The organism is Halobaculum gomorrense (genome assembly GCF_900129775.1).
Lineage (GTDB): Archaea > Halobacteriota > Halobacteria > Halobacteriales > Haloferacaceae > Halobaculum > Halobaculum gomorrense.
Window position 1 is genome coordinate 66,942 of sequence record NZ_FQWV01000008.1, and the last position, 18,689, is coordinate 85,630.

Annotated in this window: 16 protein-coding genes; 3 read left to right on the forward strand and 13 right to left on the reverse strand. The window is 73.3% G+C overall.

What is annotated here, in order from left to right; translation table 11 throughout:
- Nucleotides 1-9: 9 nt before the first annotated feature.
- On the reverse strand, nucleotides 10-462 hold the full coding sequence (locus BUE16_RS13335; RefSeq protein ID WP_079991654.1) for a type IV pilin: 453 nt from the start codon (nucleotides 460-462) through the stop codon (nucleotides 10-12).
- 201 nt (nucleotides 463-663) lie between these two features.
- Here BUE16_RS13335 and BUE16_RS13340 point away from each other — a divergent pair, with 201 nt between their 5' ends.
- Nucleotides 664-2,184 (forward strand): replication factor C large subunit, encoded by a 1,521-nt coding sequence (locus BUE16_RS13340; protein ID WP_073310555.1) that lies wholly within the window; start codon nucleotides 664-666, stop codon nucleotides 2,182-2,184.
- 81 nt (nucleotides 2,185-2,265) lie between these two features.
- Entirely contained in the window at nucleotides 2,266-3,321 is a 1,056-nt protein-coding gene (locus BUE16_RS13345) for a zinc-dependent alcohol dehydrogenase family protein (protein ID WP_073310557.1), read from the forward strand.
- Between the two features lie 44 nt (nucleotides 3,322-3,365).
- Here the strand turns inward: BUE16_RS13345 and BUE16_RS13350 are convergent, their stop codons facing one another.
- Both BUE16_RS13350 and BUE16_RS13355 read right to left on the reverse strand, forming a co-directional pair.
- Nucleotides 3,366-4,226, reverse strand: coding sequence for a VOC family protein (locus BUE16_RS13350; RefSeq protein ID WP_073310560.1), 861 nt, complete (start codon nucleotides 4,224-4,226; stop codon nucleotides 3,366-3,368).
- A 109-nt stretch (nucleotides 4,227-4,335) separates the two neighbouring features.
- A complete protein-coding gene (locus BUE16_RS13355) occupies nucleotides 4,336-5,511 on the reverse strand; it encodes an MFS transporter (protein WP_073310562.1) in 1,176 nt (391 codons plus the stop codon).
- Between the two features lie 142 nt (nucleotides 5,512-5,653).
- On the opposite strand from BUE16_RS13355, the gene BUE16_RS17020 reads away from it, so the two are divergent.
- Nucleotides 5,654-5,824, forward strand: coding sequence for an HVO_0758 family zinc finger protein (locus BUE16_RS17020; RefSeq protein ID WP_200778444.1), 171 nt, complete (start codon nucleotides 5,654-5,656; stop codon nucleotides 5,822-5,824).
- A gap of 152 nt (nucleotides 5,825-5,976) precedes the next feature.
- On the opposite strand, the gene BUE16_RS13360 is transcribed toward BUE16_RS17020, so the two are convergent.
- The 10 genes from BUE16_RS13360 to BUE16_RS13405 all read right to left on the reverse strand — a co-directional run bounded on the left by BUE16_RS13360 (nucleotide 5,977) and on the right by BUE16_RS13405 (nucleotide 18,660).
- Nucleotides 5,977-7,116 (reverse strand): aldo/keto reductase, encoded by a 1,140-nt coding sequence (locus tag BUE16_RS13360; RefSeq protein ID WP_073310564.1) that lies wholly within the window; start codon nucleotides 7,114-7,116, stop codon nucleotides 5,977-5,979.
- Nucleotides 7,117-7,147: 31 nt separating this feature from the next.
- Nucleotides 7,148-8,314 carry a DHH family phosphoesterase gene (locus BUE16_RS13365; protein ID WP_073310566.1) on the reverse strand — a complete coding sequence of 389 codons (1,167 nt, stop codon included), beginning with the start codon at nucleotides 8,312-8,314 and terminating at the stop codon, nucleotides 7,148-7,150.
- Nucleotides 8,315-8,355: 41 nt separating this feature from the next.
- Nucleotides 8,356-9,246 carry an NAD-dependent epimerase/dehydratase family protein gene (locus BUE16_RS13370; protein ID WP_073310569.1) on the reverse strand — a complete coding sequence of 297 codons (891 nt, stop codon included), beginning with the start codon at nucleotides 9,244-9,246 and terminating at the stop codon, nucleotides 8,356-8,358.
- 20 nt (nucleotides 9,247-9,266) lie between these two features.
- Nucleotides 9,267-9,701 carry a DUF5791 family protein gene (locus tag BUE16_RS13375; protein WP_073310571.1) on the reverse strand — a complete coding sequence of 145 codons (435 nt, stop codon included), beginning with the start codon at nucleotides 9,699-9,701 and terminating at the stop codon, nucleotides 9,267-9,269.
- A 34-nt stretch (nucleotides 9,702-9,735) separates the two neighbouring features.
- Complete coding sequence (locus BUE16_RS13380) at nucleotides 9,736-12,990, reverse strand: DUF7286 family protein (protein WP_143165444.1); 3,255 nt, start codon at nucleotides 12,988-12,990, stop codon at nucleotides 9,736-9,738.
- A complete protein-coding gene (locus BUE16_RS13385) occupies nucleotides 12,987-13,844 on the reverse strand; it encodes a DUF7284 family protein (RefSeq protein ID WP_143165445.1) in 858 nt (285 codons plus the stop codon). Before BUE16_RS13385 ends, BUE16_RS13380 begins: the two co-directional genes overlap by 4 nt.
- On the reverse strand, nucleotides 13,841-14,254 hold the full coding sequence (locus tag BUE16_RS13390) for a DUF7285 family protein (RefSeq protein WP_073310578.1): 414 nt from the start codon (nucleotides 14,252-14,254) through the stop codon (nucleotides 13,841-13,843). Before BUE16_RS13390 ends, BUE16_RS13385 begins: the two co-directional genes overlap by 4 nt.
- Nucleotides 14,229-14,741: a DUF7283 family protein gene (locus tag BUE16_RS13395; protein WP_073310580.1), complete on the reverse strand. Its 513-nt coding sequence runs from the start codon at nucleotides 14,739-14,741 to the stop codon at nucleotides 14,229-14,231. The genes BUE16_RS13390 and BUE16_RS13395 overlap by 26 nt, the downstream gene beginning before the upstream one ends.
- A gap of 74 nt (nucleotides 14,742-14,815) precedes the next feature.
- Complete coding sequence (locus BUE16_RS13400) at nucleotides 14,816-16,720, reverse strand: type II secretion system protein (RefSeq protein WP_200778445.1); 1,905 nt, start codon at nucleotides 16,718-16,720, stop codon at nucleotides 14,816-14,818.
- On the reverse strand, nucleotides 16,717-18,660 hold the full coding sequence (locus BUE16_RS13405; RefSeq protein ID WP_073310582.1) for an ATPase, T2SS/T4P/T4SS family: 1,944 nt from the start codon (nucleotides 18,658-18,660) through the stop codon (nucleotides 16,717-16,719). The genes BUE16_RS13400 and BUE16_RS13405 overlap by 4 nt, the downstream gene beginning before the upstream one ends.
- Nucleotides 18,661-18,689: the final 29 nt, after the last annotated feature.

The following is an 18,689-nucleotide window of genomic DNA, read 5'->3' on the forward strand; positions in this document are numbered from 1 at the left end:
CCCGTGCGTTCAAAACGGTGTCCGCCCGAGCGCGATGACCGTCGATCGGCCGCCGTCGGGGCTCGTCCAGATCAACCGAACGTCGGTGCCGGGCGGCACGGGTCCGTCGGTTTCCTCAGAGAGGACGATGTCGTCGCCGCCGGTGAGCGGGTAGCGCGTTTTTAGCGCGGTGTGCTCGTGTCCGCTGTCGGCGACGAGCGTCAAGTTCCCCGTGTTCTGCTTGGTGATCGTCTCGCCCCCGTGGATACTCGCGAGCACCTCGTACTCGCCGCCGACCGACCGGTAGGTGAAGTCCACCGTCAGCGCGGGCGGTCCGGCGTTGAGACCACCCGGCAGACCGAGCATCGCAGAGCCCAGCACGGCCGCGAGCAGGACGGTGATTGCGACCATCGCCACGGTTGCGATCACCGGCGTCACCCCTCTGTCGCGGGACGAGGATTCGCGCTGTGATGTCGCTGTCATGGATCTCCGACTGTCGGGACCCCCAGCGACGCACCCGAGTTATCGGTGATCCCGCCGAGGGACACTTAATCACGTCGCCGAGAGTATCACGAACGATACCCGAGCGACAGTTGCGCCCGATTCGGCGTGCCGGTCGCGACCGGGGTCGCGGCTCCGCCCCCGTCCACAACCACTAAGCGCGGCTCGCTCTTCCCTCCGGTAATGACCGACTGGACGGAGACGTACCGCCCGTCCTCGCTCTCGGAACTCCGGGGCAACGACAAGGCGGTGAAGGGCGTCCGCGAGTGGGCCGACACGTGGGACGACCACCGCGAGGCGCTCGTCTTGCACGGTTCGCCCGGCGTCGGCAAGACCTCCGCGGCGCACGCGCTGGCGGCCGACAAGGGCTGGGAGACCGTCGAGCTGAACGCATCCGACCAACGCACCGCCGACGTGATCGAACGGTACGCGGGCCGCGCGGCGAACAACGCCACTCTGGGCGGCTCGGCCGGCGGCGACGACACCGGCGGCCGCCAGCTCGTCATCCTCGACGAGGCCGACAACATCCACGGCAACTACGACCGGGGCGGCAAAAGCGCCGTCACCTCGCTCGTGAAGAGCGCCGGTCAGCCGGTGATCCTCATCGCCAATGAGTACTACGAGATGAGCCGCGGCCTGCGCAACGCAACGCAGGACATCGAGTTCCGAGACGTGGGCGCGCGCTCGATTGTGCCCGTCCTCCGCGACATCTGTCGCAAGGAGGGGATCGAGTTCGACGCGGACGCGCTGGAGCGCATCGCCGAGCGCAACGCGGGCGACCTCCGCGGCGCCGTCAACGACCTCCAGGCGGTCGCCGACGGCAAAGACCACCTCATGCTGGAGGACGTGGTCACCGGCGACCGGGACCGCTCGATGGGGGTCTTTCCGTTCCTCGATCTGGTGCTCAAGGAGAGTACGTCGGCGCAGGAGGCCCTCCAGTCGAGCTACGAGGTGGACGAGACGCCCGACGACCTGACGACGTGGATCGAGGACAACATGCTGAAGGTGTACGATACCGAGGAAGCCGTCCGCGCGTACGACCACCTCGCCGACGCCGACGTGTGGCTCGGCCGTGTGTGGGCCAGCCAGAACTACTCCTACTGGCGCTACGCAGGCGACAACCTCTCGGCCGGCGTCGCGGCCGCCCGCGATGGGACGAAGGGCGGCTGGACCCGCTGGGGCCGCCCGCAGTTCTACCACTCCACCTCCGACACGAGCGACGAGGTGGTCCGCGCCATCGCCGAGCGCGGCGGCTTCTCGATGGACACCGCCCGACGCGCCGTCCTCCCGTACCTTCAGGCGATGACCCACCACTGCAAGCCGCGAGCGCTGACGGTCGAAATGGCCGCGGCCTACGAGTTCGAGGCGGAACACGTCTCCTTCGTCACCGGTTCGGGGGAGACGACGAACAAGGTGGAATCGATCGTGGAGGACGCCGAGGACCTCCGCGCCGAGCGCATGGAGGAACACTCCGGCGGCGCGTTCGCCGGCGTCGCGCTGAGTGCAGAAACCGGGGAGCACGGCGACGCCGGTTCCGACGACGCGGGCGACAGCGAGGACGGCCAGACGAGCCTCGCTGACCCCGACGGCTCGGCGGAGTCCGGCGAGTCGGCCGGTGACGCCGGCCACGACGCCGTCCGCGACGCCGACCCCGACGCCGCCGAGGACGACGACGGCCAGTCGGGCCTGTCGGACTTCATGTGATCCGCGGGCTCAGCTGAGGCGACCGGCCCGGCGTTCGCCGGGACACACCGACTTTTCATCCCCGTCCACGAATCCAGCGCTATGCAAGCGGCCGTCCTCCGCGAGTACGGCGACCCCCTCGACGTGACCGACGTGCCAGAACCGGATCTCGAACCACACGGCGTCGTCGTCGACGTGGAGGCGTGCGGCATCTGCCGCTCCGACTGGCACGCGTGGATGGGTCACGGTGAGTGGGCCGACGATCAGGTCCCGCTCGACTTCGTGCTCGGGCACGAGCCCGCTGGTACCCTCGTCGAGGTCGGCGAGCGCGTCACCGCCGTCGAGGCGGGCGACCGCGTCGCCGTCCCCTTCAACCTCGGCTGCGGCGCGTGCCACGAGTGCGCGAATGGCCACGGGAACACCTGCCTCGACGGCCGAGCGCTCGGATTCGAGCGCGCCGCACCGGGCGCGTTCGCCGAGCGGGTCCACCTCCCGCACGCGGACTACAACGCGATGCGTCTCCCGGAGGGGATCGCGCCGCGAGACGTGGCCGCCCTCGGCTGCCGGTTTATGACCGCGTACCACGCGCTGGAACATCGCGCCAACGTCGGCGCCGGCGACTGGGTCGCCGTCCACGGCTGCGGCGGCGTCGGCCTGTCGGCGGTGCAGGTTGCGGACGCACTCGGCGCCCGCGTGATCGCCGTCGACGTTGACGACGACGCGCTCTCGCGGGCCGCGGCTGCGGGCGCCGACGAGACCGTCCGCGGCGACGCGGTGGACGTGCCGGAGACCGTCGAATCGATCACCGGTCGCGGCGCGCACGTCTCGCTGGACGCGCTCGGTCGCGCGGAGACGTGCCGCAACTCCGTCGCCTGCCTCCGCGAGCGCGGCACGCACGTCCAGGTCGGCCTCACGACCGACGCGGAGCAGGGGGAGGTGTCGCTGCCGACGGACGCGATGACGCGCTGGGAGGTGGACTTCCTCGGCTCGCGGGGGATGCCGCCGACGCGCTACGACGAACTCCTCGGGCTGCTGGAAGCCGGCGATCTCGACCCGAGCGTCCTCGTCGGCCGCGAGGTCGGGCTGGAGGAGGTTCCCGGACGGCTGGCTGCGATGACCGACTACGAGACCGAGGGAGTCGAGGTCCTGACGTTCTGAGGAGAGGCACCGAGGGCGGGGCGAAACTCCGTGTTCGGTCCGGTTTACGCGGTCGAGAGGCGGACGCGAACGCCGTCGGGCGCGGCCGCGACGAAGCCGTCGCCGTCGTCGCGCACGTCGACCCCGGCGGCAGCGACCGACTCGCGGACCGAAGCCACCCCGCCGGCGTCGGGAACGATCACCTCGAACTCGGTGAGTCCGGTCCCCGAGGCGGGCGCTGTGCGGCGGTTCCAGGTATTGAGCCCGAGGTGGTGGTGGTAGCCGCCGGCGGCGACGAACAGCGCGTCCGTTCCCATGCGCTGGCGCACGTCGAACCCCACGGTGTCGACGTAGAACGTCTCGGCGGCGCCCAGGTCGGTCACCTCGAGGTGGACGTGACCGACGGTGGTTCCAGCAGGGGCAGCGTCGCCCGCGCTATCGGCGCCGCCGGCGCGGTCGGCCAGCAGCGCGTCGACATCGAGCCGCAGCGTGTCCATTTCCACTGTGTCGCCGGACTCGGGCCACTCCTCGCGCGGTCGGTCGCGGTACAGTTCGACGCCGTTGTCCTCGGGGTCGCGAAGGTACAGCGCCTCGCTGACGCGGTGGTCGGACGCGCCGGTGAGCCCGACGCCGGCGTCACGCACTCGGGCGAGCGCGTCACCGAGCGCCGCCCGGGACGGGAACAGAAACGCGGTGTGGAACAGGCCTGCGGCGTCTGGGGGTCGCGGGTCGGCACCTGGGGATTCTTCGAGGACGAGCAGGTCGCCGGCGTCGGCAGTGCCGAGGACCGCTCGACCGGCGCGGCGCTCGCGAACCCGAAGACCGACGGCGTCGCGGTAGAACGGGAGCACCGCATCGAGATCGGAGACGGTGAGCGTCACGCGGCCGATCCGCGCGTCGGGGTCGATGCCGGTGGGCGAGTCCATGGACGGTGACACGTTCGATCGAGGGCGGACCACGGTGATAGTCGTGGCGCCGCCGGCGGATCGATCCCGCGTCCGCGACGGCGTCGGGGTGTGTTGGCGCCCGAGCAGGCTACTCCGGGAGCCACGACGCCTGGTGTGCGAGGACCAGCCCGACGAGCAAGATCACGAGGCCGCCGGCGGCGGCACCGAACACCGTGTCGTAGGCGAAGCCGGCGCCGCGGAGCGTCCCGACGACGGAGGACCCGGTCGCCTGCACGACCATCATCGAGGCCGAGTAGACGGCGTAGGCGGACCCGCGGGTCGCGTCGGGCAGCGTGTCGAGCAGGTAGGTGTCCATCGCCGGGAACAGCGAGTGGATGACGTAGCCGGTGACCGCCGACACGAGCAGGAGGGGAATGAGGCCGGAGACGGACACGAGCGCGAACAGGCACGCGATGAACGCCGCGAGGACGCCCAGCAGGTACGGAACGTGAGGGAGGCGGTCGGCGAGTCGCCCGGAGATCAGAAACGCCGGGACGCCAGCGCCGAAGACGACGGTGAGCGCGTTGCGGGCGACCGTCGGAGAGAGTCCCTTGGCGAGCATGTACAGCTCGTAGAAGTTGAACACGCCCTGCCAGACGAAACCCGTGAGGCCGAGGATGAGCACGCCCGTGAGGACGGTCCGCCACTCGGCGCGGGCCGCGGCGAGCAGTTCGCGGTCCTCGTCGCCCGCCGCCGGGAGGTCGGCGTTCCTGGCGGTGACGAACAGCAGCAGCGTCACGATCGCCGCGGCGACCGCGAGAACTGCGAAGACGGCGCGCCAGCCCGCGGCCGCGTCGATTCCGAGCCCGAGGGCGACGGTGACGAACGGCGCTGCGCTGACGGCGGCCAGTTGGCTCGCGGTGCCGTGGATCCCCATGACGCGGCCGACGGTCTCGGGGAACAGCTCCGAGACGAGGGGGTTCCCCGCGATGAAGTAGACGCCGGAGGCGAGCCCCATTCCGACGGCTGCGAGCATCAGCACGTCGATACCCGGGGCGAGACTCGCGAACGTCGCCGCGAGCGTGAGCACCACGCCCGCGGCGAACACGACGTAGTGGCGCGGCACCTTCGTCAGGAGCCACCCAACCGGGAGGCGTGGCGCGGCGCTGCCGACCCACACGAGCGTGACGAGCAGGCCGGCGGTCGCCTCGCCGATGCCGAACGTGTCGATGAACTCCGACAGCAGCGGCGCGAACACCACCCGCGCCATGTTTACCAGGAACACCGTCCCGCACAGCGTTCCGAACAGCCGTCCCCGTGACACGGCCGTCGCTTTCGCGCGACGGGGGTCAAGCCTTCCGACTCGTCGTCATCCCGTGTCGCGCCGGGCCGCGCCGGGTCGCCCTGCCGTACCCGGGGTCGCGGGCAACGCCGTCCTTTTCAGCCCCCCGCCTCAACGTGAGGGCGTGAAATCCACACGGAAGGGGCTCCGCAAGGGTGAGTTGGAGAAGGACAACTACGAGCGGCTGCTGTGCGCCGAGTGTGGGAAGTCGCTGGCGAAAGAGAACCCCCCAGACGAGGTGTACTCCGTGCGGCGCTGTCCCGACTGCGACCGCGAGTGGAAAGAGCTTCGCTGAATCGCGACGGCCGAGCCCGCGACGGCCGCGCCCGCAGTGAGGACTGCCTGCGACCACAACTGACCAAGCCCCTCCGCGACCCGTTCTCCGATCCGTGCCACCTCGTTCGGATCTGCGGACCGAGTGGGTCCTGCCGGTCCCCGCGAGCGGCCCTACTCGAACACCGAGTCGAACGCCGCCGCGCCGAGCGGGTCGAACGTCCCCGCGGCGACGCTCTCGCGGACGTGTTCAGGCCGACTACAGCCGACGAGCGCGGCCGTCACCGCCGGCGCCGAGCGGGCGAAGTTCAGCGCCCGCTGAGCCGGCGAGTCCCCCGCCAACTCCGCTTCGACGGGTCCAGGGATAGCGCCAGAATGGACCAGATCGCCCTGCCCGAGACTCGCGGCGGCGAACACCGACAGCCCTTCCCGGTGACAGAACTCCAGCGCGCTCACCGGTCCGTCACCGGCCCCGCCCGCGCCTCCGCTCTCGTCGCTTCCGGCGGTGTCGCCGACGCCGTGCGCCTCGACGGTGAACGCGTCGGCCATCCGAACGTTGAACGGGAGTTGCACCGCGCGCAGGCCGTGGTCCTCGACGCCGACCCGGTCTGCGGCCGCCCGCGCCCGCGAGAGGACTTCCGCGAGGTCGAGGTGCGCGTCATGGTCACTGGGCACGCGGAACGCCTCCCACGTCGCGACGCCGTAGCCGCCGATATCGCCGGCTGCGCGGCGCCGCTCGAGCGCCTCGAAGGCCGCGCCGAGTTGGTCGTAGACGGCGCCGCGGTCCCGAACCGCGAGCTGCCGCTCCGGGCTGTCGACGTAGTAGCAGTCGATCGTGTCGACGCCGAGCGCGTCGAGCGAGCGGTCCAGCATCGCGTCCAGATATCCGGGCGCGATGCAGTGGCTGCCGTGAGCCAAGTCCGCCGGATCGACGAGCCCGGCGTCGAGGAAGCGCTCGCGGACGTACCGGCCAGGGTCGTCGGGGCGCTCGCCGTCGAACGGGAGGACCCCCGCCTTGCTCGCGATCACGACGCGGTCGCGATCGACGGCGGCCTCGCGGACCGCCTCGCCGACGACGCGCTCGGCGCGCCCGCACCGGTAGTTGCTCGCGGTGTCGACGAGGTTGATGCCCGTCTCCAGGCCGGTGACGAGCGCCGCGCGGTAGCGGTCGTCGACCGCGTCGGTCGGGTCGCCGAGGTACGTCCCGAGGCCGACGCTGGAGACGACGCCCGGCCCAAACCGCCGGAAGTAGGTGCGACCGAAGCGGTCGCCGAAGCGGTCGCGGAACGCCCACGTTCCGCTTGCAGTTGCCATACCGACGAGAGGGGACCGAACGCGAAAAGGGCTACCGCTCGCCGTCCATCGCGTCGAACAGCCGATCGAGCAGCGCCTCGCGTCCGACTACGGGGGTTTCCTCGCTCCCGTCGGTGGTGACCTGGGGACCGATCTGGCCGCCGCCCATGCGCGCGTGCCCGCCGGCGGACGCCTGTTCCATGTCGCCGACCGCCGCGTCCAGCGCCCGACCCATGTGGACGCGGTCGTCGCGCGAGCGGCCGGAGAGGTGGACTGTGCCATCTTTCTGTCCGAGGACGACGACGGCCGTCACGCCCTCCAGCCCGACGAGTTCGTCGGCCGCCTGCGGGATCGCGTCGACGTTGGAGACGCGCCCCACGTCGCTGACGGCGAAGGAGCCGCGGACCTCACGACCGGCGATGGCGCGGGCTTTCACGTCCAGCGCCTCGGTGCTCACGGCCGGGTCGGCGATGCGTTCGAGGTTGTCCTCGTCGACGCCCGGCTGCAGATACGCCGCCGCCGCGAAGTCCTCGGCGGAGGCGCCCCTGGTCAGCCTGTTCGTGTCGGAGATGATGCCGTACAGCAGGCCCGTCGCGGTTCGCGTCGAGAGGGTCGCGCCCGTCACCTCCGTCTCGTGGGCGTCCGGCGGGATCGGCGTCGATCCCGTGTCCCGGAAGTACTCGGCGAGGATGCTCGCCGTCGCGCCGTAGTCCGTCCGCACGTCGGTGTACGCCTCGCCGCCGCCCTCGCCGGGATGGTGGTCCACGACCGCGTACGGAAGGACGCCGTCGGCGCCCGCGAACCCCCGTGGTGCGTTGTGATCGACGAGGATGACCGCCTCCGCGGAGAGATCCGAGACGTGGTCGATTCGGTCCAACTCCACGTCGAGTACGGTCCGGAACGCCCGGTTCTCCTGGCGGCGCACCTGCCCGGAGTACTGGACGATCGCGTCGGTGTCGACGCTGTCGGCGAGTTCAGTGACGGCGAGCCCGGCCGCCATCGCGTCGGCGTCGGGATTCGGGTGGAGGAGCACACTGATCGACTCGCGGCCGGCCAGCAGCGCGCGAAAGCGCTCGCCGGGCGTCCGTCGGAGCCGCCGGTACAGCGCCAGCGCAGCCACGAGCGCGAGCGCGCCGCCGGCGACGGCGACCACGACACGGGGGTTCGCGGACAGCGCATCCCACCCGCGCTGGAGCGCCCGCGTGCTCACCTGTGCCATAGCGGCGCTATTCGGTCCCCACATATGAAGGTACGACACGCTTACTCGCCGCGATCCGACTCGATGGCGTCTTCGTATCCGCTTCGATACGTGGGGTATTTGAACTCGTACCCGAGCTCCCGAAGCAGCGCGTTCGAACAGCGCTTGCTCGTGCGGATCCGGCGCTCGGCGGCCGTCGAGAGGTCGCCCGCGGCGATCCGTTCGTCTTTCGTGCGTTTCTCCGGGCGGTCGACGCCGCACTCGTCGGCGAGCCAGTCGGCGAAGGTCCACTTGTCGGCGGGCTCGTCGTCGACGACGAGGACGACCTCGTCGCGGGCGAGGTCCCCCTCCAGCAGGAACCGCACCGCGCCCGCGGCGTCGTCGCGGTGGACCATGTTCAGGTACCCCGCGGTTACCGGGCCCTCGAGGTACCGGTCGAGTCGGTAGCGGTCGGGACCGTACAGCCCCGCGAACCGGGCGGCGGTGCCGTCGATGCCGGCGGCCGCGGCCTCCTCGCGGGCGACCCGCTCGGCTTCCGCGAGCACGCGGGTCTTCTCGGTCGTCGGATCCAACGGCGTCTCCTCGTCGACCCAGTCGCCGTCGTGATCCCCGTAGACGCCGGTGCTGGACGTGTAGACGAGCCTGGCCGGCGGCGACTCGCGGCCGCCGTACTCGCGGATCACGTTCTGTAGCCCCTCAACGTACACCTCGCGGGCCGCGTCCGCGCCGCGGCCGCCCGAACTGGCGGCGAACACGACGGCGTCCGTGTCGGGAAGCCCCGAGAGCGATCCGAGGTCCGTCGCGTCGGCGGCGACAGCGGTCGCGCCGGTGGCCTCGACGGCGGCCACCCCCGACGGGGACCGACGGACGCCGACGACCTCGTGGCCCTCCGCGACGAGCTGGCGGGCGAGTTCGAGGCCGACGTAGCCGCAGCCGACGATCGTGACGTGCATCGTTCGGTCCTCGCTCGTGGTTACGGCGTCCGCTCGATCACGAGCGCCTGCATGTCGGCTAACTCGCCGAGCGTGAGTCGGGTGCGGCCCTCAAGCGCCTGCTGTACCTCCTGGCCGGTCAGGTCCGCGTCGATCTCGGCGGCGATCGTGTCCACGTCCAGGATCGCGGTCACCATCTCCATCATCACGTGGTCGCGCACCTCGGAGGCGATGGCCTCGGCGGGGACGCCCTCCGCCCGTTCGAGGATGGCCGCGGCGTCCCCGAGCCGAACCGTCGCGACCGCGTCGGCGTCGCCGTCGGCCATCGCGGCGACGACGGACTCGTCCACGCCGGTCTCGGCGGCCACCGTCGCGGGATCGGCGCCGTCCAGCGCGGTCGCCAACTCCGCGGCGTACGCCTCGAGCAGGTCCCTCGGTGTCGCCTCCTCCGGGTCCGCGAGGGCGTCGTAGAGCATACCCCTCCTCCCGGCCGCGGGGGCAAAACCGTTGTCACTCCCCGCCCCCCGAGAGACAGGTCGGCGCCCCCGCATCGACTGCCCGCCCGCTCGCGTCCGGGACGGACGGACACGGCCAGCCCGCGGATCGCTCGTCGGCGTTCCCGTCGATATCGCCGACGCCCGACGTGCCTGCCGGGACGACGACAACGACGACCGTCCACGTCCGGAACGCCACGCGGTCGCTCCGGCCGAGCAGTTCTGCCGTTCCATCGCTGTCGACATCGAGCGTGACTCGAGCGCCGTCACGAATGTAGCGAACCGTCGCGTCCGCGCCGTCGGGGGCGCCGGCGGGCGCCGAGACCTCGAACTGGGGGTACGCGCCGGCGACTTCCACGTCCCAGACGTTCACCGTCGCGTACCAGTAGCCGGGGACGGGCGCGACCGGGAGTCCGGCGAGCACCGGACCGAGCTTCCCCGCTCCGTAGCGCCGGTAGAGCGCCTCCGTCGCGTTCGCGCCAGCGCGCCGGACCGCGGACCGCAGCTCCGCGCGCCGCGCCGCCCGCGTCTCGTCGACAACCCCCGCCCTGACGCCCGAGGGGACGGTGACACGCGAATCCGTCACCGCGGCCGCGAGTTCGACCCGGAGGCGGACCGCGAGCCGGTCGCGGTCGATCGCGGATCCAGCCCCGCCCTCACCGACCGCTGCGCGCGCGATCGCGGCTGCATACGATCCGTCGACGACCGCTGCGGTCCTCGCTCCCGCCGCGGGCCATCGGCGCCTCGCGGTGCGGAGCACGGCGAGGCGGTCTCGTCGGGAGAGGTCAGTCCGCCGTTCGAGTACCGAGCACACGCGAGAATCGACGACGCGCAGTTCGGCCGCGACCCTGCGGCGCAGCGTCGCACGGGCGGAGGCGAGACTCGTCGAGGGCTCCCCGCCGGCGCCGGCCGCGACTGCAGTGCGGTTCGTGGCGACGAGCGCGCGCCCGGCCGCCGCCAGCGACGCGGTTCGCCGAGCGGGCAGCGTGGCGTCGGTGACGGCGTCCGCGGCGTCCCCGGTCGGGACCGCGAACAGGTTCGTGTTGCGCGCGACGAGCGGACGGACCGTCTCACCGGGCGCCAACGAGTCGATCCGGCGGGACCCGACGGCCGTGACCGGGAGGTACCCCGGCACTCCGTGGGGCGTGAGCACCACCTCGCCGGCGCGCCACCGTCCAGCGGAGGCCGGTCGGGGTGCGGTCGCCTCGCTCGCGATGCGCGCGAGGTCGTCGATCCGATCGTCCGCCCCAGCGCGGAGCTCGTCGATCCGATCCCGATAGGCGTCGTTGCGGGCTGCCGATCCGCCCGCGCGAGCGTCGAGTTCGGCGATCACGCTGTCGACGTAGGCGGCCCTGGCGGCGACGCGCGCGCGGTCTGCGGCGCCGTCGTACGTCGCCGGCGCGTCGACGATCGACTCCCGCCGTTCCCGGACGACCGCGGCCAACCGCGCGGCCGCATTCGCCTCGCCGGCGGCCACGGCCGAGCGCACCACCGGCACGGAAACGTTCCGGACTCGTTCGCGGACGCCGATCAGATCACGGTAGATCCAGTCGTCGAGTTCGGGCGGGCGGTCGCCGTAGACGGTCGTCCGATCGACGGTCTCGTGCCCCAACCTGACCCCGCTGGCACGAGGACGGACCGCGGCTCGCGCTGCCCGATCCGTCGCCCCCGGCGGCAACAGGTCCGCCCGCGCGGCCGCCGGCACGTCCGCGAGGTTCAGCCCGTCGACGGCGCCTCCGCGGACGAAGCGGGGCGCCGTCGGCCGGTCGGGGCCGGTCGAGGGGTCGTACTCGACCGTGAGCGTGATCCGGACCCGGTAGCGGTCCGTCCACCTCGCCGTCGTCGTCCGGATCGATCCGTTCCCCACCCAGCGCCGCGTCACCCGGTTGCGGACGGCGACCGTCCGACGCTCGTCGGCTGCGACTCGGTCGCGACGATCGGCGGTCGGACCGCCGATCGACTCGTGCTCGACCACGACGACCCGTTCGTCGAGCCGCTCCGACAGCAGCGTCCAGTTCGGCCCCGGTGGCGACCGCGGCGGGCGCTGTGCCAGCGTGACGCCGACGACCCTGACGCGGCGGGTCGCCCGGGAACGATAGGCGCCCCGAACTGCGGCGTCGAATCCGCCGTCGGACCGGTGGTCGAGGAACGCGACGAACGCGCGGTCCGCGCTCGCGTTCACGCCGACGCGGAACGAACGGCCGCCGTCACCGCCGGTTCGACTCGCGCCGTCGAGCGTCGTCGTGGTCGTCCCGGTCGTCGTCGCCGGCCGGTCGACAGGTCGCATCACATTACGGGCATCAGCAAGGACGCGCTCGGTCCACGCCGGGCCGCGCGCCATCGCCGGCGCGAGCAGGTCGCGCGCGCCGACGCGGGCGGTCGCCGTGAGCAGCGCCGCTCGGCCGGCGGGGTCACCGCGGCCGTACACCGCACGCTGTGCGCGCAGCGCCGCGGCGTTCGTCGACAGCTCGACGTGGCGCGCGGCGAGGACGTTCGAGATCGGGGCCCCGAGGTACTGTGCCGTGCCGCGAGCCTGGGCAACCGACCACAGGCGCCACGTGAGCGCACGACCCAGTCCCGGCCCATCGACCGGCGAGCGATTCAGCCGGGCCTCGTACGCGGCGGTCTGGTCGTGCATCGCGAGCACGGGGACCGCGACGGAGACGGTATAGTTCACCCGGCGCGTCGCGACCGTCTCGCCGCCGCGCATTGCGGTCAGCGTCACGTTCCGAACGGTGACGCGCAAGGCGGTCCCGTTCGCCAGCGACGCGACCGAGACGCGCTCGACGGCCGCTCGCGCGTCTGCGGGCGACGCGATCGACTCGACCGCCGGAAGCGACGCGGTCGCCGTCACGCCGCCCGCGTCGGTGGTCGCGTCGGCGAGCGCCTCGGCCGTCGCCAGCGAGATCCGCAGTCGGAGGGCGTCGCGGAACGACCGGTTCGGGTCGAGCGCACGCCCAACAGTGGTGTTCGCCGGCGTCGTCACAGGATCGAGCGCCGCCTCATGAGCGGCACCCGTCGCGGCCGCGCGGACGGCGGGTCTACCGACCGACTCCATCCTGTCGAGTGCGTCGTCGACCGCGGTGTCGACGACGACCGGCCCGCCGAGCGCGAGCGAGTTCGCGTACGCGACGCTCCCGAGCAGGAGAACGACGGCGACCAGGGCGAACGGGACGCGCCCGCGGTCGCGGTCACCGCCCCCGCTGCCGAGCGAGCGACTTCGCGGAGACTCGGCGCCAGCACTCGGCCCCGTGCCGGTGAGAGCGCTCACGGCGACCACGTCCTGACGACGATGGTCACCCGGGTCGGATCGCCGGACCCGCAGGCGTCGCGTTCGCCCGCAGGGCTCTCGGCGGCCGCGCCGGCCTCGGCGTCAGCGGCGAGGGCGGCGGCGAGTGCCCGGTTCGCCGAGCGCGGACCGCCGCGCTTCAACCGGGCGATCGCGTCGACGCCCGTCGCCCGTCCTGCCCGACGGTACCGGTCGGTTACGGCCGCCGACGCGATCGGGTCGCCGCGGGCGGCCGCGGCGATCCTGTCGGGGGGAAACAGCACGGCGACGGCCCGCGAGGCGGCGGTGGTGGCGCCGTCTTCGGTGTCGCTCTCACTCGCGGCCGGGACGGACGACGCCCCCACCGGGACCGAGAACCGGGCCGCGCGGACGGTCACGGTCGGCGGCGGCCGCGGCCCGACCCGTACCGTCGCGCCGAGCCCCGCGCACGGGAGCGGGCGCCAGACCGCGCGGATCGCCGTTCGCGATCCGACGGCATCGGCGACGGCTCGACGGACGCCCCGACGGTAGTCCCCGACTGCGGGGGAGAGAGCCGTGTCGTCGATCGTTGCCGACCGGGTCACGGCCCGCGCGAGGTGCTCCCCCAGCGTCCCGTGAGCGATTCGGTCGGCCTCGGGCGACGCGGCAGCGTCGTCGGGTCCGGTCGTCCCCTCGGCTGCGACGATCGTGTACTCCACCGATGCCGTCGTCGTCGCGAGTGTCGCCGCCGTCTCGCTCGCCCGGGACTCGGCCGCATGTGGGGCCGTCTTCGCCGCGTCGTCGGTAGCGGCGAGCGTTCCGGCGGCCGCGCTGACGAGCAGGAGCGCGAGGCACACGTCGAGCAGCGATCCCGTCATCGCCACACCGTGACGCGGAGGCGACCCGGACGGATCCGGCCGGGCGCGAGCGCGACGCCGACTCGCCTGGTCGCCGTCGCGCGGCCGTCGCCGTCGGCCACCGACTCGGGCGTCGCGTCGCCGGCGCTCCAGCGACGGCCGGCGACGGCGAGCGTGACGTTCATCCGCCGGTTGGTCCCCGCCGTCGCGGCGCCCCCGCCGAGTCGCCCCGGATCCGCGACGCCGCCGACAGTGACGGCCTCGTGCACGCGTTCGAGCGCCGGACGCGCGCTGGGCGTCGACCTCGATCCGCCGACGCCGTCGAGAACGATCGCGTAGGCGGCGACGCCGAGCGAGAGCGCGAGCACCGCCGCCAGCGCGACGGTCGGCTCGGCGAACGCCCGGTCACGCGACGAGGACGAGCGTGACATCCGTCTCCCCCCACGAGACGTGCCGGGCGTACAGCGTCCGACCGGCGGTCCAGTCAGTCTGGCTGGCGGCGGCGAGCGTGTCGCTACCGCCGTCGCCGTCGCTTTCTGCGCGCGCGGCCGCGACTGCGACGGCGAACTCCTCCGGTGCATCGAACGCGCGACTGGGGGAGTCACCGAGAGCGATCCCCGAGAGTCGCCCGTCGGGGTCGACCGGGACGACGGCACCCGATCCGAAGGCGGCGAACGCGGATCCGCCGTCCGAGCGCAGGGAGACGCCCCGAGTCGTCACTCGGACCCGGTCGGCGGCGATCCGGTAGCGCGCGGCAGCGGGCGCGTCGGCCGCGGCGACCGCGTCGACGGTCGCGGCCGCGGAGACGGCGTCCGGGGGCGGCGCGGTCGGAAGGCCGGAGACCGCACCCAGCGTGACCGCGCCGGCGACGGCGAGGCCGAGCCAGGCGTACCAGACATCGAGTGGTGCATCAAGCATGTACCGGGATGGTCCCGTTCTCGTATTTGAACGCTCGCCGTGGCGGGATCGTCACCCCGCCCGCGGCGGGATCGTCACCCCACGATCATCGCGACAGCCGCGTGGCCGGCGACGAATGCGGCGCACGCGGTGACGAGTGCGAGGCCGACGCGGTACCCCACGATCGTCGTGTCGAGCCCGCGCTCCAGCCCGGTCGCGAGCGCGGTCAGCGTGGCCGCGAGCGTCAGCACGTACACGCCGACGACCGGACCGACCAGCGAGACTGAGACGGCGGTGCCGGCCGCGGCAGTCCCCCCTGCGCTCGCGCCGACGCCCGCTCCGATCCCAGCGAGGCCGTCGAGCCGCCCAGCCAACGCGACGGTCGCTCCGCCGACGAGCGGCCCGAACAGCGCCGCCGTGTCGCGGAGGGTGCTCGTCACCGTCGCCAGCTCGCGCCGTGCGGCGCGCTCGGCGTCGGCGAGCGCGGCGAGGCGGTCCGCGTGCGCGACGAGCGCGTCGCCCGCCGGACGACCCGCCGCCCCCGCGGCGACAATCGCCGTCACCGCGTCGGCCGCCCGGCCGCCGGCGCCGCGAGCGGGACCGAACGGGGCGCCCTCGCCCGCGAGCGCCGTCTCGACCGTGATCCCGAGCGCCGATCGCCGTCTGGCCGCCGCCGCGAGCGCGTCGCCTGTCGGCCCGTCGAGCGAGGACGCGACGGCGAGCAGGGCGCGCTCAACGGCCTCCCCGTCGGCGACCCGTCGACCGAGCAGGGCGAGCGCGTCGCTCAGTCCGCGATCTCGCTCGGCGATCGCTCGCCGCGCCTCTCGCCGCGGGTGGAGGTACACGACGAGCGCCGTTCCGACGCCGGTCCCGATAGCCAGCACCGGACTCGCCCAGTCGTCAACGATCAGAGGGGCGACGACCCACGACAGCGCGGCGCCCGCGACGCCCCCGAGGAGTGTCGCCGCCCGCCGATCGGGGACGGCCGGATGCGACGCGTCGATCCGCGGCGCCGGCAGCGCGACCGGCCGGCGAAGCAGGAGCCGGCCGGCGGCGACCGCGAGTCCCGCGGGTAACAGCAGGTCGTACACCGCGGCGAACGCCGTCGGAGAGAGCGGCACGCCGGCGGCGACCGCGGCCGGGAGCGTTCCGACCAGCGCGAGTGGGAGCAGGACGCCGAACGCGTACAGACCCGTAACCGGGGCCCGGAGGTCGCCGGCGAACGATGCGCTCCGATCCCGTAGCCCCTCCTCGACGGTCGCGACGGCGCGGATCAACAGCTTCGGACCGTCGTCTGAGGGGTCCGCGGCCGCGGCCGCGAGCAGCAGGGCCACTGACCGGTCGAGCGCCGGGAACCACTCGCGCCACTCCGCGGCGAACGAGGAGAGGCCGGCATCGGCGGAGCCGACGACAGCGGCGCGCTCGCCGTGCTCCCGGAGGCTCCGCTGGAGCGGCCCGTCCCCGCCGTTCGCCGCGAACCGCACTGCACGCTCCGGTATGGGGTTGAGGCGCAGCGACAGCGACAGCGCGCTCACGACGGTCGTCGCGTCGGCGATCGCACGCGTCCGAACGACGGCCGCCGCGATCACCGGCGCACGGTGGACCGACACGGCGACGACCCCTCCGACGGCGATCGAGAGGCAGCCGACGGCGACCACCCCCTGTGGGGGGAGCCCCGACCCGGCGAGGAACGCAGCCGTGAGTGCGGCGACGAGCGCACCCGTCCCCGCGATCACGCCCGCGGTCCCCGCCGCGGCCGTGACCTGGTCTGCATCGACGGCCAGCCCGATGACCGCGCACGCCCGGTCGAGGTCGCAACGTCCGTCCCCGTCCCCGTGGTCGAAGTCGCATCGTCCGTCTCCCTCCCTGCACGGGACCATCCGCGCGGTCGCTCGGTCGGGCCACGCGCGAGCGGCCGTCGCGATCGCCCGCTCGGCGCCAGCGGTGAGCCGGCGAACCCACGATCTCGGTTGGTCCGCCGACCGCGTCGCCGCCGTCATCGGTCGCCAGCCGCGTCGACCCCGCTGGTCCCGGTCCTGCCGGCGTCCGCGAGCGTCCGGATCGTTGCCCCGCGAGTCCGGAGCGCGTCGCGAACGTCGCCGTACCTCTCGCCCGGACGGGCAAGCGCCGCGAGGGCGCGACTCTGCCCGCGGTCGATCACGCCGGTCGAGATCGCCGTCTCCCCGTCGCGTTCGGCGAGCGCCGCGAGGTCCTCGCGAGTCGGTCCCCGCACCTCCTCGATCGACGCCAGCGCCCGGTCGGGGCCGAGCGTGACCACCAGGTCGGTCGTCGCGAACGACGAGGCCGGAACGCCGAGATCGGAGACGACCCGTTCGCGAACCGCCGCCCCGCCGGTTCCGTGGATAGTGCCCAAGACGGCGTCGGCAGCGGCGCCGACCCGCATCGCCTCGTACAGCGCCTGCGCCTCCGGGCCGCGAACCTCCCCGACGACGAGCGCGCCCTCCCCGAGTCGCAGCGCGGTCCGAACGGCGTCCGTCGGCGAAAACGCGGCGTCGGTGCCCGCCTCGGCGCGGAGCGGTTGCACGTCGCGTTCGGCTTCGCGAAGCGCCGCCACGGGGAGCTCGGGCGTGTCCTCGATCACCACGCTCCGCGTCTCGGCCGCGAGTTCGAAACACAGCGCGGCCAACATCGATGTCTTGCCCGCGCCGCGCGGTCCGGCGATCAGGATCGCAGCCCCCCGTTCGACGGCGACCGAGAGCAGTCCGGCCGCCCACGGCGAGAGCGAGCCGACCGCGACGAGCCGCGGGAGCGTCCACGGGTCGTCGGCCCGCCGACGGAACGCGAATCCCTGTCCGTCGGTCGCGGGATCGGTGACCGCGGCCACCCGCACGCCGTCCAGCGAGGCGTCGGCCGCGGGCGACGCCCGGGAGAATCCCCGACCGCTCTCGGCCCGGAGTCGGCTCGTCAGCGCGTCGACATCGGCGGGCGACAGCCGGACGTTGCTCGTCATCGGCTCGCCGTCGACGACGACTCGGACTGGCCGCTCGGTCGCGGGCGCCGACAGGAACGCGTCGGTCACGCGCTCGTCGGCGAACAGCTCGTCCAACACGCCGACGCCGCGGGTATGACGCCGAAGGGACGCGCCGAGCGCCGCTATCGGGAGCGGTTCGCCGGTGGGTGTATCGGCGGCGACCCGCCGAACGGCCCGAGCGGGACCGCGCGGCCCGTGAGAGACTCGCCCGGCGGCGAGGGTGGCTGCGGCGTCCGTCAGGACCGAGAGCGCGGCCGCCGAGAACGCCCGCTCCGCGGGGACGAGTTGGTACCGCGGGAGCCTGTCGGGGCGATCGTAGACGAGGGCGCGACCGCCGGTATCGAGGTCCCGCTTCGCTCGGAGCGTCGAGTCCGGCGGTGGCGTGGGCCGAGTGCGTCCGAGCGACACCGCCGGCGCGACGCTCGCCGCGAGCGCGGCGCCCGGTTCGCCGCGGGCGTCGACCTCCTCGGCGCACGCCGCGAGCCCGCACTCGGCGACGAGCCTCGCGACCGGACCCGCACGGCCGAGCGCCTCGCGGGCGATCGAGACCGGCGCGCGGCGAGCGCGCGCCGCCAGGTCGGGGTCGTGAATCGCGACCGCGTCGACAAACCGTCCCGCCGCGAGCAGCAACGCGAGCGACTCTTCCTCGTAGATTCGGTCGACGCCGCCCGATCGAACCCGAACGAAGGCGGCGTCCCGATCGGCGAGCGCGCCGATCACCGTCGCTCTGCACGCCGGGTGCGCGGCGAGATCGCCCCCGGAGCACGCCCCCGCATCGACGTGCAGTGTCGCCGACCCGCTCACCGACCCCCGATCGGACCGGGACTCGAACGCAGTGGCACACCGACATCCGTCGTCCCCGCCCTTGCCTCCGGCGTCGGTCCCGTCTCCGCTCCGGTCGACCGCTCCGTCGCCGACGCGGTCGCGGAGTTCGTCGATGAATCGCATGGGGACCGTGGTCCCGTTTCGGTACTTGA